The sequence below is a fragment of the Mycobacterium sp. EPa45 genome (assembly GCF_001021385.1).
Taxonomy (GTDB): Bacteria; Actinomycetota; Actinomycetes; order Mycobacteriales; family Mycobacteriaceae; genus Mycobacterium.
This window is the reverse complement of record NZ_CP011773.1, coordinates 2,562,379-2,577,382: the sequence shown is the minus strand read 5'-3', so window position 1 is coordinate 2,577,382 and position 15,004 is coordinate 2,562,379. Positions and strand designations below refer to the sequence as shown.

The 15,004-nt window shown below is 64.5% G+C and carries 16 protein-coding genes; 15 read left to right on the top strand and 1 reads right to left on the bottom strand.

What is annotated here, in order from left to right:
• Positions 1-742 precede the first annotated feature (742 nt).
• Entirely contained in the window at positions 743-1,627 is an 885-nt protein-coding gene (locus AB431_RS12240; protein WP_047330152.1) for a universal stress protein, read from the top strand.
• Positions 1,624-2,286, top strand: coding sequence for an SRPBCC family protein (locus AB431_RS12235; RefSeq protein WP_047330151.1), 663 nt, complete (start codon positions 1,624-1,626; stop codon positions 2,284-2,286). The genes AB431_RS12240 and AB431_RS12235 overlap by 4 nt, the downstream gene beginning before the upstream one ends.
• Here the strand turns inward: AB431_RS12235 and AB431_RS12230 are convergent.
• Complete coding sequence (locus AB431_RS12230) at positions 2,270-2,602, bottom strand: nitroreductase (RefSeq protein WP_235435925.1); 333 nt, start codon at positions 2,600-2,602, stop codon at positions 2,270-2,272. The genes AB431_RS12235 and AB431_RS12230 overlap by 17 nt on opposite strands.
• Before the next feature lie 315 nt (positions 2,603-2,917).
• On the opposite strand from AB431_RS12230, the gene AB431_RS12225 reads away from it, so the two are divergent.
• From AB431_RS12225 to AB431_RS12165, 13 genes are all read left to right on the top strand, one after another.
• Entirely contained in the window at positions 2,918-3,172 is a 255-nt protein-coding gene (locus tag AB431_RS12225) for a hypothetical protein (RefSeq protein WP_047330149.1), read from the top strand.
• Entirely contained in the window at positions 3,144-4,976 is a 1,833-nt protein-coding gene (gene acsA / locus AB431_RS12220; RefSeq protein ID WP_082135656.1) for an acetate--CoA ligase, read from the top strand. Before AB431_RS12225 ends, acsA begins: the two co-directional genes overlap by 29 nt.
• Positions 4,973-5,950, top strand: coding sequence for a pyruvate dehydrogenase (acetyl-transferring) E1 component subunit alpha (gene pdhA, locus AB431_RS12215; protein ID WP_047330147.1), 978 nt, complete (start codon positions 4,973-4,975; stop codon positions 5,948-5,950). The genes acsA and pdhA overlap by 4 nt, the downstream gene beginning before the upstream one ends.
• Entirely contained in the window at positions 5,947-6,924 is a 978-nt protein-coding gene (locus AB431_RS12210) for an alpha-ketoacid dehydrogenase subunit beta (RefSeq protein WP_047330146.1), read from the top strand. The genes pdhA and AB431_RS12210 overlap by 4 nt, the downstream gene beginning before the upstream one ends.
• The gene (locus tag AB431_RS12205; protein WP_047330145.1) at positions 6,921-8,129 is read left to right on the top strand and encodes a dihydrolipoamide acetyltransferase family protein; all 1,209 of its coding nucleotides are present in this window, start codon (positions 6,921-6,923) and stop codon (positions 8,127-8,129) included. Before AB431_RS12210 ends, AB431_RS12205 begins: the two co-directional genes overlap by 4 nt.
• Before the next feature lie 7 nt (positions 8,130-8,136).
• Positions 8,137-8,391: an acyl carrier protein gene (locus AB431_RS12200; RefSeq protein ID WP_047330144.1), complete on the top strand. Its 255-nt coding sequence runs from the start codon at positions 8,137-8,139 to the stop codon at positions 8,389-8,391.
• 82 nt (positions 8,392-8,473) lie between these two features.
• Positions 8,474-9,574 (top strand): 3-oxoacyl-ACP synthase III family protein, encoded by a 1,101-nt coding sequence (locus AB431_RS12195; protein ID WP_047330143.1) that lies wholly within the window; start codon positions 8,474-8,476, stop codon positions 9,572-9,574.
• Positions 9,562-10,437 carry a 3-oxoacyl-ACP synthase gene (locus AB431_RS12190; RefSeq protein WP_047330142.1) on the top strand — a complete coding sequence of 292 codons (876 nt, stop codon included), beginning with the start codon at positions 9,562-9,564 and terminating at the stop codon, positions 10,435-10,437. The genes AB431_RS12195 and AB431_RS12190 overlap by 13 nt, the downstream gene beginning before the upstream one ends.
• Before the next feature lie 90 nt (positions 10,438-10,527).
• Complete coding sequence (locus tag AB431_RS12185) at positions 10,528-11,619, top strand: 4Fe-4S dicluster domain-containing protein (RefSeq protein ID WP_047330141.1); 1,092 nt, start codon at positions 10,528-10,530, stop codon at positions 11,617-11,619.
• Complete coding sequence (locus tag AB431_RS12180; protein WP_047330140.1) at positions 11,612-12,466, top strand: FAD/NAD(P)-binding protein; 855 nt, start codon at positions 11,612-11,614, stop codon at positions 12,464-12,466. The genes AB431_RS12185 and AB431_RS12180 overlap by 8 nt, the downstream gene beginning before the upstream one ends.
• Positions 12,467-13,228 (top strand): oxidoreductase, encoded by a 762-nt coding sequence (locus AB431_RS12175; RefSeq protein ID WP_047330139.1) that lies wholly within the window; start codon positions 12,467-12,469, stop codon positions 13,226-13,228.
• Positions 13,225-14,517, top strand: coding sequence for a Ni/Fe hydrogenase subunit alpha (locus AB431_RS12170; protein ID WP_047330138.1), 1,293 nt, complete (start codon positions 13,225-13,227; stop codon positions 14,515-14,517). Before AB431_RS12175 ends, AB431_RS12170 begins: the two co-directional genes overlap by 4 nt.
• Positions 14,514-14,969: a hydrogenase maturation protease gene (locus AB431_RS12165; RefSeq protein WP_047330137.1), complete on the top strand. Its 456-nt coding sequence runs from the start codon at positions 14,514-14,516 to the stop codon at positions 14,967-14,969. The genes AB431_RS12170 and AB431_RS12165 overlap by 4 nt, the downstream gene beginning before the upstream one ends.
• Positions 14,970-15,004 lie beyond the last annotated feature (35 nt).

Sequence of the window (15,004 nt, the reverse complement as noted above, 5' to 3'; positions counted from 1 at the left end):
GAACGCTCTCGACCGAATTGCGACCCGGGTTTATTCTCGCTGATCGGTCGACCCCGTCCCGTACCCTGTCCGGTTCTGCTTACCGGATTGTGACACTGTGATCTTGCCCCCAACAGGGTGACCAGCCGTGAGTTTCGGCGAAATGTCGCCGCAGGCCTCGGGCCGGTGCAGATAGCCGGCACCAACGGCTGCGTGACGGCCTGGCGGGTATTGGCTGTCCGGCCGCGTCGCTGCCCGGTGCGGTGAGGCGGCCCGCCAATCGCGTAACGCAGCAAAACACGCCCACGAGCGGCGACGGGCTGTTGCCCTGCCTCGAGACCCATCCGGCGCGGCGGCGCGATGCGTCACAGCAAGCCGAATGACCGGGACTGAGGATAAGTTCGCTTATCCCACAGCGAAATTCGTCGTGTGTCCCGCTCGGCCGACTCCAGCCCACAGAACATCTTTCGACACTCCCCGGGTCGTGCTGTCACGGTTCCAAGGGGTGATGGCGCCGGGCACTGCCCGAGGTGACTTTGTCCCCTAACCGATGCAACCCTGCCGAGAAAGGATGTGAGACGAAAGATCGAGGAGGGCAGGTGATCGAGTTGCCGTCAGTCGCGTCAGATGACGCCGTCGCCGTCGCGCCTCACGCAACGGTGACCACGACCGGTCACGACAGCGCTCTGATCCCGAATATCACAGCTAACCGTAGCTCGCACAAGGGGATTCGGGTGTCCCGCGAACGGGGTTCGGAGCAGAAATGACCGCACGTGCGGCGCATCGTGGAATCGTGGTGGGCGTCGACGGCTCCACGGCCGCAAGGACCGCCGTCAGATGGGCGGCGCGCGAAGCGGCCACACGCAACGAAACCCTGACGGTAGTCACTGTGGTGAACCCGACGATGGGGACCACGATCCGTGGCATACCGGTCATGTCGGACAGCTATCTGCAGTGGCAGGAAGAAGAGGCCCGCAAGGCGCTCATCGAGGCTCTCAAGACCGTCGAAGAAAGCACACAGCATGCGGAGTCGGTCGAAGTGACCACCGAGATGCTGACCGGACCAGCAGCGCCGACGTTGGTCGCAATGTCTGAGAACGCCGACATGGTCGTGGTCGGAAGCCGCGGCCACGGCACGATCACCCGAGTCCTGCTCGGCTCGGTCAGTACCACGCTGATCCATCACGCGCACTGCCCGGTTGCCGTCATCCCCCACGACCCGCTCAAGGTCCCTGCACTGGCGCCGGTGGTCGTTGGTATCGACGGCTCGCCGGCTTCAGAGGCCGCAACGGCGATCGCATTCGACGAAGCGTCGCGGCGTGGAGTCGAGCTCGTTGCTCTGCATGTCTGGAGTGACACCAAGATGTTGGGCTTCCGCGTCCCCGACTGGTCGATAGTCCAGTCAGAGGCTGTCGAACTCTTGGCGGAGCGACTCGCAGGATGGCGGGAGCGTTATCCCGACGTCACCGTGTGCCGTGTCGTCGCATGTGACGAACCGGCGCGGCAATTGGTCGAACAGTCCCGGTCGGCCCAACTGGTGGTCGTTGGCAGCCACGGCCGTGGCGGAGTCATGACGAGGCTGCTGGGATCGGTCAGCACAGCGGTCGTCCACGCCGCCGAGGTACCGGTGATCGTGGCGCGCCGATGAGTAACCGTCGGGCCGGGAAGACAGCGATGATTCGCCTGGGTGTCACCGCCGCGACGCTGATCGCGGCCAGACAGTTCTTCCGTAACTGGGGCACCACCAAGGACGAGTGCTCGATGCCGCTGCCTGGCGATGACCTGGTAGGACAACCCGCGGTAGTGACGACTGAAGGCGTGACGATCAACAGGCCGCCGGAGGCGGTGTGGCCATGGCTGATCCAGATCGGTCAGGACCGTGCCGGACTCTATGGCTACGAGAAGTTGCAGGCCTTGACCGGGCTGACCCACCACGTCGCCGATCGGATTCACCCCGAGTGGCAACACCTTTCCGAGGGCGAAACCGTTCGCCTGGCGCCGAGAGGTTGGTGCGGATTGAAGGACGGGATCGTCGTGACAGTCGTCGATGTCGATGCGGAGAGGTCGATCGTGTTGAGAACGGCGGGCAGCGACAATTTCTGGGACGCAGTGTGGTCGCTGAACGTGATCCCGTGGGGTGACGACCGTACCCGGCTTCTCATTCGGACCCGGGTACCGCTGCGCCAGCCCGGGGCGGTGTTGGGCGCCGAACTAACCAGCCCGGCAAGGGCTTTCATGACGCGTGCCATGCTCCGAGGGCTTAAGGAGCGCGCAGAGAGCATGGCCCCGACTATTTCACCGTCGTGACTTCAAGGAATTTGTCGATGCCCAACCGCCGGAAGCCCCGGCGCCGTCGCGGTGAGAGCTTCGGTGCGGCCGAGGCGGCGTCGATGATCTCCGGCGCGACGACGTCGTAGGTTCGGCCGGCGGATGTGATCGTTGCCTGGCCGGCCGCGAGCACGTTGCGAAGCCAGTCGACGCCGGTGCCGTAAGGCAACGGAAGAATGAATCCGGCCGCCGTCGGATCCGCCAAAACCGGTGTGACGTAGCTCTTGCCCGAATGCCGGCCAACGTGGCGAATGGTACTGGCATACCAATGTTTACGACCCGCCAGATGCAGCATCGCCGGATTCAACACGTACTTGTTGAACTGGCGCACGACGTCGAGGACCGAGTCGATGGCGTGATCAGGCACTCTTCGATGCTGGCACCCGGATGCTCACGCGCCCAGAGTCGTGCGCAACCTCGGCAGAGGACCAATGACACGTCCCGGCCGCGCTGCGTCGACGAAGAACCGGCAGCGCGGAGGGAGATTCATCCAACTGGGCGTCCTTCCTTGTTGGGACTACGAGCGGTGCATCGATTGACTTTCGTCTCTATTGTCGCGGCGACCGGCTGGAGACGATGGTGTCGTCCCACACGATCGAGAGGGCCGACAATGGCGTCGACTTACCGCGAAACCATCAATCACGAGGAACTCGAGATTGTTGCATGGGGATTTCTCCGCAGTGAGTTCACTTCACAGATCTATTCCGATTGGCCGATCGATCGTCGCGTCGACGCCTATCTCCTCCACTACGGGCCGACCCGGTTACTGAATGACGGGTCGGCCTACAACGCACTTATCGACTGCATCATGGCGAACATCGGTCCCGCGCTGCGCAATGAGCCGGGCTCGGCACCGGAGGGCTAGAACAGTGACCGTCATCCACAAGGTTGCCGGCGATTGGCAAGTCGCCCCGAATTTCGTCGACTACGAACGAACACGCCGAGAGTTCAGCTGGTCGACGGCGCCCGAGCCGTGCGTCGGCATGGGATCCGGAGCCTGCAACATCGCGTATGCGGCCGTCGACCGTCATCAGGATGGGCCCGCGGCGTCACGCACAGCTTTGCGATTCGTGTCGATGCCCGACGCGGGCGGCATGGTGACCGCGAGGGAACTGACCTACGCCGACCTCGGCCGGTTGACGCGACAGTTCACCAGTGTGTTGCGGTCGCTCGGAATCGGCCGGGGCGACCGGGTATTCACGCTCATGAGCCGCTCACCGGAGCTCTACGTCAGCATCATGGGCGCGCTGCGCAACGGCAGCGTCGTGTCACCGTTGTTCTCGGCGTTCGGGCCCGAGCCGATCGCTACCCGGCTGGGCATCGGCGAGTGCGACGTGCTGATCACAACCAAAGCGATCTATCACAAGAAATTGGCCAAGATCCGGGACCAGCTGCCGTCGGTGCGCCACATCGTCATCGTGGACGACACCACGGACAACGACGATGCGCGCGGGACGCTGAACTTCTGGCATCTGATGGATGGCGCCGACGACAACGCCCCCATCGAACGCACCACACCCGACGATCCAGCACTGCTGCATTTCACCAGCGGCACCACCGGCACCCCGAAGGGCGCGTTGCACGTACACGGCGCGGTCCAGATGCACTACCTCACCGGCCTCTACGCCCTCGATCTGCATCCCGACGACATCTATTGGTGCACCGCCGATCCCGGCTGGGTCACCGGAATGTCGTACGGAGTGATCTCGCCGCTGCTGCACGGTGTCACGTCGATCGTCGACGAGGCCGAGTTCGATGCCACACGGTGGTACACCATCCTGCAGTCGCAAAAGGTGTCTGTGTGGTACACCGCCCCGACCGCAATCCGGATGCTGATCAAGGCCGGCACGGAGCTCGCGGCTCAGTTCGAGTTCCCGCATCTGCGCTTCATCGCCAGCGTCGGCGAACCCCTCAATGCCGAGGCGGTGTGGTGGGGACAACGAGTGCTGGGATTGCCGATTCACGACAACTGGTGGCAAACCGAGACCGGCGGAATCATGATCGCCAACACCCCCGCATTCGACATCAAGCCGGGCTCGATGGGCCGGCCCCTTCCCGGCGTTGAGGCGTGCGTCGTTCACCGTCGAGACGACGGATCGGTCTCGGTGATCGCGGAGCCGGACGTCGAAGGTGAACTGGCACTCAAGCCCGGGTGGCCTTCGATGTTCCGCGAGTATCTGCATCAAGACGACCGCTATCGCAAGTGCTTCGCCGACGGCCTTTACCTGACCGGTGATCTGGTCAAGCGCGACTCGGATGGGTACTTCTGGTTTGTCGGACGCGCCGATGACGTCATCAAGTCGGCGGGCCATTTGATCGGGCCGTTCGAGGTGGAAAACGCGTTGACCGACCATCCCGCAGTGGCCGAAGCGGCGGTGATCGGGAAGCCGGATCCGACCGTCGGTGAAGTGGTGAAAGCATTTGTCGCGCTCAAAGACGGGTTCTCCGCCGGCGACGAACTGCGACTGGATCTGCTCGGACACGCCCGCAAACGCCTCGGCGCCGCGGTGGCGCCCAAGGAGATCGAGTTCGTCGACTCGCTACCGCACACCCGCAGTGGCAAGATCATGCGGCGGCTGCTGAAAGCGCGTGAGCTGGGTTTGCCCGAGGGCGACACCTCCACTGTGGAATCGACGGCCGAACCCCACGCAGCGGGGGTCCGATCATGACCGACCGCGACCTTGTGCTGGGCTTGCTCTCCGACATGATTCGGGTGCGCCGCATGGAAGAAAAGTGCGCAGAACTGTACAGCGCGAGCAAGATTCGGGGGTTCCTCCACCTGTACGTCGGTGAGGAGGCGGTGGCCGCAGGCACGTTGCGCGCGTTGGGCCCCGACGATGCGGTGGTGGCAACCTATCGCGAACACGCACACGCGCTGCTGCGCGGCATCCCGATGACCTCGATCATGGCGGAGATGTTCGGTAAGCAGGAGGGCTGCTCGCGCGGCAGGGGCGGCTCCATGCACCTCTTCGACGCCGCCACCCGCTTCTACGGCGGCAACGCGATCGTCGCAGGCGGACTGCCGATAGCCGTCGGCCTCGGATTGTCCGACGCCGTCGAACATCGAAACAGTCTGACCGCCTGCTACTTCGGTGACGGAGCGGTCGCAGAGGGCGCGTTCCACGAGTCGCTGAACATCGCCGCGCTGTGGCAGCTACCGGTGCTGTTCTGTTGTGAGAACAACCTGTACGCGATGGGTACGGCACTGGACCGTGCCCAGTCGCAGACCGACCTGACCGCAAAGGCAGCGGCCTACAAGGTGCCCACGTTGGCGGTGGACGGAATGGACGTGACGGCCTGCCTCAATGCCGCGCAGTACGGCGCGGAATACATTCAGAGCGCCGGCGGACCGTTCTTCATCGAGTTCCGCACCTATAGATTCCGCGCGCATTCGATGTTCGATCCCGAGCTGTACCGCGCCAAGGACGAAGTCGAGGAGTGGCGCAAGCGCGACCCGATCCGGATGTTCAGCGACAAACACCTCCAGGAAGGCCACATCACGGCGGAGGACATCGCAGCGATCGAAGCCGCCGCGGACCGCGAAGTCGCCGAGGCGGCCGCCTTCGCCGATGCCGGGACCTGGGAAAGCGTTGAGGATCTCGAACGCGACGTGCTGACCCCCGCACAGGAGAGTGTCCGATGAAGACCACATACCGCGCCGCCATGCATGACGCGCTCCGGGACGCACTGCAGGACGATCCGCGCGTGATATTGATGGGCGAGGACGTGGGACGTTACGGCGGCACCTATGCGGTCTCCAAGGGGCTGCTCGACGAGTTCGGTCCCGAACGGGTCCGAGACACCCCACTGTCGGAGTTGGGATTCGTCGGTGTCGGAATCGGCGCGGCGCTCGGCGGCCTGCGGCCCGTCGTCGAAATCATGACCGTGAACTTCAGCCTGCTGGCCCTCGACCAGATCGTCAACACCGCTGCCGCGCTGCGACATATGTCCGGCGGGCAGTTCTCGGTCCCGTTGGTCGTGCGGATGGCCACAGGTGCCGGCCGGCAGCTGGCCGCCCAGCATTCACACAGCCTGGAATGCTGGTACGCCCACATCCCCGGCATCAAAGTGGTTGCGCCGGCGACGGTCCAGGATGCGTACGGCATGCTCGGCACCGCGCTCGCCGACCCCGATCCGGTGATCATCTTCGAGCATGTCCAGCTCTACAACACCGCAACGGACACCGAGAACCTGACTGCGACCGACATTTCCCGCGCGGCGATCCGTCGGTCCGGATCTGACGTCACGTTGATCACCTACGGCGGTTGCCTGCCCAAAGCCTTGGACGCGGCCAACGAGCTGTCCTTGGCCGGCATCGACTGTGAGGTCATCGATCTGCGCGTATTGCGCCCCCTGGATACCGACACGATCATCGAATCTGTCCGCAAGACGCATCGGGCGGTCGTGGTCGACGAAGCCTGGCAATCGGGCAGTCTGGCGGCAGAGATCGTCGCACGCATCGTCGAGAACGCATTCTTCGACCTCGACGCACCGGTGGCACGGGTGTGCAGTGCCGAAGTCCCGATGCCGTACGCCAAACACCTCGAACAAGCCGCCTTGCCACAGCCGGACAAGATCGTGGCGGCCGTCAAGGGCCTCTTGGGTGATGCATCATGATCCAGTTCCAGATGCCCGCGCTCGGGTCCGACATGGACGAGGGCACGCTGAACGAGTGGCTCGTCAAGCCGGGTGACACCGTCACCCGCGGACAGGTGGTCGCGGTGGTGGAGACCACCAAGGCCGCGGTGGAAGTCGAATGCTGGCACGAAGGCACCGTGCACGAGCTGCTGGTACCGGTCGGTGAAACCGTCCAAGTCGGAACAGCTCTGGCAACCCTGCTCGAACCCGGTGAGACCGCGGAATCCGCCGCGGCCGCCCCTGAAAAGCACGTTGCGCCAGCAGAAGTAATCGGGGCCCCCGAGCAGCCACGCGAGCCGGTCCGCACTGTCATGGCGCCGGCCGCACCCTCAGAGACACGGCCTGCGCATCGCCGGTGGGTCTCGCCCGCCGCGCGCCGCTTGGCGCTGTCCCTGGGCGTCGACGTCGAGGCCGTCGCCGGGACGGGCCCGCAGGGAGCTGTCACGCTCAGCGACGTCGAACACGCCGCCGCGGCAGCGAAGCCACCGGAAGCCAAGCGTAGCGTCAAGGATCGCGGCGCCGAGATGCGCAGGTCCATCGCAGCGGCGATGAGTCGGTCGAAGCGGGAGATCCCGCACTACTATCTCGCCGACGAGATCCTGCTGGACAAGACGCTCACCTGGTTGGCCGATCGCAACGCCGAGCGACCCATCACCGAGCGAATCCTGCCGGCGGTACTCCAACTGAAAGCTGTTGCTGTGGCCGCGCAACGCTTCAAAGAGTTCAACGGGTTCTGGCGCGACGACAAATTCGACGGCGCGTCGGCGGTCCACGTCGGGGTGGCGATCTCGCTGCGCGGCGGCGGGCTCGTCGCGCCCGCCATCCACGACGTGGCCGACAAGAATCTCGACGATCTGATGGCTGAACTCACCGACCTGGTCGCCCGTGCACGGGCCGGTTCGCTACGCAGCTCGGAGATGTCGGATCCCTCCATCACGGTCACCAACCTCGGCGATCAGGGCGTCGATACCGTCTTTGGCGTCATCTACCCACCGCAGGTGGCTCTCGTCGGATTCGGAAAGCCGGCGCAGCGAGTGTGCGCGGTCGACGGCGGAATCCGCATCGGTACCACAGTTCAAGCCACGCTGGCGGCCGACCATCGGGCCAGCGACGGCCACCGCGGCGCACTATTCCTCGCCGCGATCAACGAGCTATTGCAGCAGCCCGACCTCCTAGAGAAGTGAACTGACGATGGCAGACAACGATATTCGCGCCGAGATCCTGGCCGTACTCACCACCATCGCACCGGAGGTCGACGCCGACGACATCAGCGACGACATGCTGTTGCGTGACCAAGTCGATCTCGACTCGATGGACTGGCTGAACTTCCTGATCGGGATTCACAAGCGATTGCAGGTCGAGATCCCTGAGGCTGACTACCAGTCGTTGCGGACGTTGTCCGATTTGGTCGATTACGTCACTCATTCCCAGGCGCAGCGTCTTTGATCGCTATCAAGGGCCCAAGGTCCCGGTGGCCGGTGTCCAATGCTCCCTATCAGTTGACGGCGGCTCAACCCACGATGGATCAATGACGCGCAAGCGTTGGTTGATGATGGAACCGTCCGAGGGCGGCGAGGAAGCGCTGTTTCACACGCGCCTGGCCGGCGCGGGCCGGCACCTGCCGTCCACCCACCTCACGACCGACGAGTTGATGTCGACCACGCGTCATCGGACTCACATCGATCTTCAACGGCTGACGGGGATCCGGGAGCGCCGGGTGTCGGTGGGCGACGAGGATTCCTACACCCTGGCCACCACGGCGGCACTGGATTGTCTGACCAGGTCCCAGCGAGCGGCCGATTCGATCGATGCCGTAATCAGCTGCAGCATCACCAAATTCCGCGACGGTCTCACCCAGTGGCTGGAACCGACGATGAGCAGCGCGGTGGCGATCGGGATCGGCGCCGAGACGGCGTTGACGTTCGACGTCTCCAATGCCTGTGCGGGCATGCTCACCGGCGTGACCATTGCGAACAATTGGATCAGACAGGGCATCATCGAGCGGGCATTGGTGGTCAGCGGTGAGTACATCTCGCAGCTCGGCCAGAACGCGGCTCGCCATATCCGCTCCATCATGAGCAAGGAGCTGGCGTGCCTGACACTTGGCGACGCCGGCGCGGCACTTCTGCTGGAGCGTGCACCGGTCGGCTCGGCCGGGATAAGTCTGGCCGGCTTCACCACTGTGGCGGACTACAGCCGGCTTTGTTTGGCTTATCCGAAAGGAGACGATCCCGGCGGCCGGATGTTTACCGATGCGCGCGGAATCCATCGGGCTGCGATGTCCGACACTCCACTGTTGTTGCACGAAGTGCTTGATACGGTTGGCATCTCGATACACGATATCGACCAGGTGATAACCCACCAGACTTCGGCCCGCGCGATCCGCAAGGGCATGGCCAAGCTCACCGACGAATTCGGCGACAACCCGCGACACGATGCCGTGATCACCGTCGACCGATACGGCAACACGGCGTCGACCACCCACACCGTCGCACTCATCGAGGAACTCCAGGCACATCGCATCCGTCCCGGCGAAACCGTCGCGCTGATCGCGCTGGCATCCGGGCTGGAAATCGGTGTTGTTTTACTGACGCTGGACGAAGAGCTGGTGGGTCAATGGGTACCGTGATCGAACAGGTCGCCGTCGGCAGGAGCCGGTGGCGTCACCGGCACAGCGCCCTGCACCTCGCAGTGAGCACCGCACAGGACTGCCTCCGGATGGCGGGACGACGGCCGCACGACGTCGACCTTCTGATCAACGCGGGAATCTATCGCGACCGCAACCTCGGCGAGCCGGCCCTCGCCGCGTTGATCCAAGAAGACGTCGGCGCCAATCCCGAAGATCCGCATTCGGGCACACATGGAACATTCTCCTTCGACGTCGCCAACGGCGCCTGCGGAGTCCTCACCGCCTTGCAGATCGCCGACGGTTTTCTCACGTCGAAAACCATCGACTGTGCAATGGTCGTCGCAAGCGACGCCGATCCGGGCCACGGGATGAGCGAACACTTTCCGTTCTCGCCGGCGGGGGCGGCCCTCTTGTGCAGCCGGGCCGACGGCGATGCCGGGCTCGGACGAGTGCACTGGGCAAGCATTCCCGATCAGGGCGAGACATTCAGTGCCACAGTCGGTCTGATAGACCACAAGAACGTTCTGCGCGTCGAGCGCTCCCCTGCCTGTGATGAACATTTCGCCGCCGCCGCAGCCCTGGCTGCGCAGCGCTGCCTGAGCGCGTCCTCGCGCACGGTCGCAGAGGTCGACGCAATCGTCGTTGCGCCGGCGTGGCGGGGATACCGTGTGTCGCTGGCGAACAAGTTGGGGGTGGCACCCGATCGGATCCGCGCTGCCGACGACGAATCGATGCACACCGCTTCGCTCGCGGCGGCCTTCGGTCGCGCAATCGGCGAGTTCGACGGCGGTGGTCTTGCCCTCCTGATTGCGGCAGGCTCCGGAATCACGGCCGGGGCAGCCCTTTACTGCATCCGGGGGTAACTGGGGCCGGTCCCCGGCGAGGACCTTTGACGCTCAGCTGGGGACCCAAGACCATCCCTCCGGCTGCTGCGGGGGGCGCACCATTACCCCATGACAAACGCGGTGATCGACGCTGCAGGGTTGGCGCAGCTGGTATCAGCGCTGATCGACCGCGGATACCGGGTGGTGGGTCCCACCGTGTCGGGGAACGCAATCGTGCTGGCCGAGATCACCTCCGCTGCTGAACTCCCCGTGGGTTGGGGCGTCGATGTGGGTCCGGGACACTACCGATTGCGCCGACGGGACGACGAGGCCGCGTTCGGCCACTCGGCGGGCCCCCAGTCGTGGAAGCAGTTCCTGCATCCGCCGCGGCAACAACTGTGGTCATCCGACGGCACCGAACCAGAAGATCCGCCGACCTATGCCTTTCTCGGGGTGAGAGGCTGCGATCTTGCCGCGATCGCGGTGCTGAACACCGTCTTGGGCAAGGCAAGCCACCCGGATCGGGGATTCACGGGACGGCTGCGACGGGCCTTCGTGGTAGCGGTCAACTGCACTGAGCCGGGCAGTCTGTGCTTTTGCGCATCCATGGGAACCGGGCCCGAGGTCGGTCCGGGCTACGACCTCGCGCTGACCGAACGCGTCGACGACCGCGGCCGCCGGTATCTGGTGGACGTGGGCAGCGACGACGGAGCCGAGGTACTGGCCGCACTCCCCCATCGGGACGCCAGCACAGATGAAATCGCCTCGGCACGAGACGAAGTGGCCGAGGCTGCTCATCATATGGGCCGGCAGATGCCCACCGGCGATCTGCGTGAACTCTTGATCGAATCCCGCGAGTCACCGCACTGGGATGAGGTGGCCAGTCGATGTCTCACGTGTGGCAACTGCACGATGGCGTGTCCCACCTGCTTCTGCACCAGCGTCGAGGACGTCAACGACCTCACCGGCCAGCATGCCGAACGGTGGATGAGCTGGGCCTCGTGCTTCGAATTCGACTTCACATTCGTGCACGAGGGCAGTGTGCGGCAATCCGGACCGTCGCGGTATCGGCACTGGATCACACACAAGCTCGGCACGTGGCACGACCAGTTCGGCAGCAGTGGATGTGTGGGCTGTGGGCGCTGCATCGCATGGTGTCCGACGGGAATCGACATCACCGAGGAAATGCACGTCCTGGCTCAGGAACACGACGATGACTGACAGCATCACCTGTCCGGCCACGCCGGCCGCAATGACCCCGGTCCCGTATCGCGTGCGCGCCCGGGTGGCCGAGAACCATGATTCAGCCACGGTGGAGCTGGAACCGGTGGACGAACCGCTGACCGCGCCGCTGCCGGGGCAATTCATGATGATGTACGCCTTCGGGATCGGCGAAGTCGCCATCTCGGTCAGCGGTCTGACCGACGGCACCGATGCCACCATCACCCACACCATCCGCTCGGTGGGTGCGGTGAGCCGCGCGCTGCACGACGCGCAACCGGGCACGGTGATCGGGATGCGCGGCCCATTCGGCACCGACTGGGGCCTGCGGGCCGCTGCAACGCGCGACCTCGTCATCGTGGCCGGAGGGGTCGGCCTCGCTCCGCTTCGGCCCGTCATCCTCGGCGTGCTCGCCGACCGCGACGCCTACGGCACGGTCACCCTGATCGCCGGTGCCCGCTCCCGCGGCGACTTCCTGTACGGCGATGAACTGCAGCGCTGGGCCGATGACGGCGCCATCGATGTGCACCTGACTGTCGACGTGCCCGTGCAGGGGTGGTCCGGCGAAATCGGATTCGTCACCGAACCGCTGCGCAGACTGCCTCTGCGGGCAGCCAACACCACCGCGTTCCTCTGCGGCCCAGAATCGATGATGCGAAACGGCGCTGTCGAGCTCATGCGAAAGGGATTGGCCGCCAACTCCATCCGGGTCTCCCTCGAGCGCAACATGCAATGCGGGATCGGCTGGTGCGGACATTGCCAGCTGGGTCCGCTGCTGTTGTGCCGAGACGGACCGGTCGTCGGCTATGACGTCGCAGAACCCCTACTCGCAGTCAAGGAGTTGTAGATGAGCGACACGCCCACCTTGGCGGTGTGGAAGTTCGCGTCCTGCGACGGTTGCCAGCTGACGCTGCTGGACTGTGAGGACGAACTGCTGACCATCGCCGGACAAGTGCGTATCGCGACCTTCCTGGAGGCCTCCAGCGATGTGGTTGCGGGCCCCTACGACGTATCGCTGGTGGAAGGATCGATCACCACCGCGGCCGACCAGCGGCGCATCCAAGAGATTCGTGATCAGTCCAAGATCCTCGTCACGATCGGAGCGTGCGCAACCGCGGGCGGCATCCAGGCCCTGCGCAATTTCGCCGATATCGATGAATTCGCTTCCATCGTCTATGCAAAGCCCGAGTACATCGATGCGCTCGCGACGTCGACACCGGCGTCTGCGCACGTGACGGTCGACTATCAACTCCAGGGCTGCCCGATCGACCGCGGCCAGCTCCTCGATACGCTTGCCGCGCTGTTGGTGGGGCGCAAACCGCAGTTGCCGGCCAAGACGGTGTGCACCGAGTGCAAACTGCGCGGCGTCACATGCGTCGTGGTGGCTGAGGGCATTCCGTGCCTGGGCCCGGTGACCCATGCCGGTTGCGGAGCGTTGTGCCCGTCGTATCACCGCGGTTGTTACGGCTGCTTCGGGCCTGCCGCCACACCCAACACCGCAGCCTTGATCCCGGTGTTGCATCGCGACGGCATGTCGGAGGCGGCCGTTGATCGCGTCTTCTCGACATTCAACGTCACCCGGTTCGCCGCCGAACGGAACGACCGATGACCCCTGAGATCCGCACCCTGTCGGTGGGGGCGTTGACGCGCGTTGAAGGTGAAGGCGCCTTGCACGTCACGCTGGCCGACGGCGCTGTGGACAGCGTCGAGCTCAACATCTATGAGGCGCCGCGGTTCTTTGAAGCCTTCCTGCGAGGGCGCGCATATACCGAACCACCGGACCTGACCGCGCGGGTATGCGGTATCTGCCCGGTCGCGTATCAAGTCAGTGCGTGCAACGCAATCGAAAATGCTTGCGGGATAACGATCGACTCCGAATTGGCTGCCCTGCGCCGACTGCTGTACTGCGGCGAGTGGATACACAGCCACGCCTTGCACATCTTTCTGCTGCACGCACCGGATTTCCTGGGTTATCCGGACGCCATCAGCATGGCCAAAGACCATCCAGAACTGATCAACCGCGGTCTGGCGATCAAGAAGACCGGCAATCGGCTGATGGAGACGGTCGGCGGCCGGGCCATCCACCCCATCAACGTGCGGCTGGGCGGCTTCTATTCGGTACCACACGCACGCGACCTCGAACCGCTGACCGAGATGCTGCACCGCGCGCTCGACGACACGCTGGAGACGCTGCGGGTGATCGCCGATTTCGATTTCCCCGACATCGAATTCGACCATGAATATCTTTCGTTGTCCGACGCAGACCGGTATCCCATCGAGAACGGTGGCCTCAAGCGCAGCGACGGACCGGCATTCGACGTCACCGAATTCAGCGACCACATCGTCGAAGCGCAGGTCAAACACTCCACCGCCCTGCACGCCACGTTGGACGGCAAGCGTTACCTGACCGGCCCACTGGCGCGCTATTCACTCAACTCCTCGAAACTGTCCCCCATCGCCGCTGAGGCTGCCGCCAGCGCAGGGCTTGGCCCGGTGTGCCGAAACCCGTTTCGCAGCATCGTGGTTCGTACCGTCGAGGTGATCTACGCCATCGAGGAGTCACTGCGCATCATCGCCGAATACGAGCGGCCGTCGAGACCGTATGTCGATGTTCCGGTGCGCAGCGGCATCGGGCACGGGGTCAGCGAAGCCCCGCGAGGGTTGCTGTACCACCGCTACGAGATCGGCGACGACGGACTGATACGCGAGGCGACCCTGGTGCCGCCGACCTCGCAGAACCAGGGCGCCATCGAGTACGAAATGGCCAAGCTGGTCGCGGCGAATCTGTCACTCGATGACGCATCACTGACAGCGTTGTGCGAGAGATCGATCCGCAACCATGATCCGTGCATCTCGTGCTCGGCGCACTTCCTGACGCTGACCATCGACCGCATATGACCGGCGATGCGCTCGTCATCGGTATCGGCAACGAATACCGGTCCGACGATGGGGTCGGCCTCGTGATCGCCGCCGAAGTCGCCAAACGCCAACTCCCCGGTGTCGAGGTGCTCTCGTCGTCATCCGACCCCGGCCCGATTCTCGACGCCTGGACCGGATCACCACTCGTCATTGTCGTGGATGCGGCCAGCGGACCCGGTGCGGTGGCCGGCAGGATTCGACGATGGAATCCGGGCGAAATACAGCAACCCACGGGCGTGAGCTCGCATTCGCTCGGGCTGCCGGAGATCTACGCGCTGGGCCAAGCCCTTGGCCGAATACCTGAAAGATTGACGGTCATCTTGGTCGAGATCGAGGACGTCAGCCACGGTGTCGGGCTCTCGACGGCCGTGGCGGCCGCTGTGCCCCCGGCTGTCGAATCCGTTCTCGCCGAGCTTCAAACAGTGGTTTAGCCGCGTGGGCTTTAGCGGAGTCGATCCGGGTCACG

Excerpts from the sequence above, each read along its gene's own strand:
- AB431_RS12240 (WP_047330152.1), top strand. The coding sequence starts at position 743 with ATGACCGCACGTGCGGCGCATCGTGGAATCGTGGTGGGCGTCGACGGC.
- AB431_RS12235 (WP_047330151.1), top strand. The coding sequence starts at position 1,624 with ATGAGTAACCGTCGGGCCGGGAAGACAGCGATGATTCGCCTGGGTGTC.
- AB431_RS12230 (WP_235435925.1), bottom strand. The coding sequence starts at position 2,602 with ATGCTGCATCTGGCGGGTCGTAAACATTGGTATGCCAGTACCATTCGC.
- AB431_RS12225 (WP_047330149.1), top strand. The coding sequence starts at position 2,918 with ATGGCGTCGACTTACCGCGAAACCATCAATCACGAGGAACTCGAGATT.
- acsA (WP_082135656.1), top strand. The coding sequence starts at position 3,144 with ATGAGCCGGGCTCGGCACCGGAGGGCTAGAACAGTGACCGTCATCCAC.
- pdhA (WP_047330147.1), top strand. The coding sequence starts at position 4,973 with ATGACCGACCGCGACCTTGTGCTGGGCTTGCTCTCCGACATGATTCGG.
- AB431_RS12210 (WP_047330146.1), top strand. The coding sequence starts at position 5,947 with ATGAAGACCACATACCGCGCCGCCATGCATGACGCGCTCCGGGACGCA.
- AB431_RS12205 (WP_047330145.1), top strand. The coding sequence starts at position 6,921 with ATGATCCAGTTCCAGATGCCCGCGCTCGGGTCCGACATGGACGAGGGC.
- AB431_RS12200 (WP_047330144.1), top strand. The coding sequence starts at position 8,137 with ATGGCAGACAACGATATTCGCGCCGAGATCCTGGCCGTACTCACCACC.
- AB431_RS12195 (WP_047330143.1), top strand. The coding sequence starts at position 8,474 with ATGACGCGCAAGCGTTGGTTGATGATGGAACCGTCCGAGGGCGGCGAG.
- AB431_RS12190 (WP_047330142.1), top strand. The coding sequence starts at position 9,562 with ATGGGTACCGTGATCGAACAGGTCGCCGTCGGCAGGAGCCGGTGGCGT.
- AB431_RS12185 (WP_047330141.1), top strand. The coding sequence starts at position 10,528 with ATGACAAACGCGGTGATCGACGCTGCAGGGTTGGCGCAGCTGGTATCA.
- AB431_RS12180 (WP_047330140.1), top strand. The coding sequence starts at position 11,612 with ATGACTGACAGCATCACCTGTCCGGCCACGCCGGCCGCAATGACCCCG.
- AB431_RS12175 (WP_047330139.1), top strand. The coding sequence starts at position 12,467 with ATGAGCGACACGCCCACCTTGGCGGTGTGGAAGTTCGCGTCCTGCGAC.
- AB431_RS12170 (WP_047330138.1), top strand. The coding sequence starts at position 13,225 with ATGACCCCTGAGATCCGCACCCTGTCGGTGGGGGCGTTGACGCGCGTT.
- AB431_RS12165 (WP_047330137.1), top strand. The coding sequence starts at position 14,514 with ATGACCGGCGATGCGCTCGTCATCGGTATCGGCAACGAATACCGGTCC.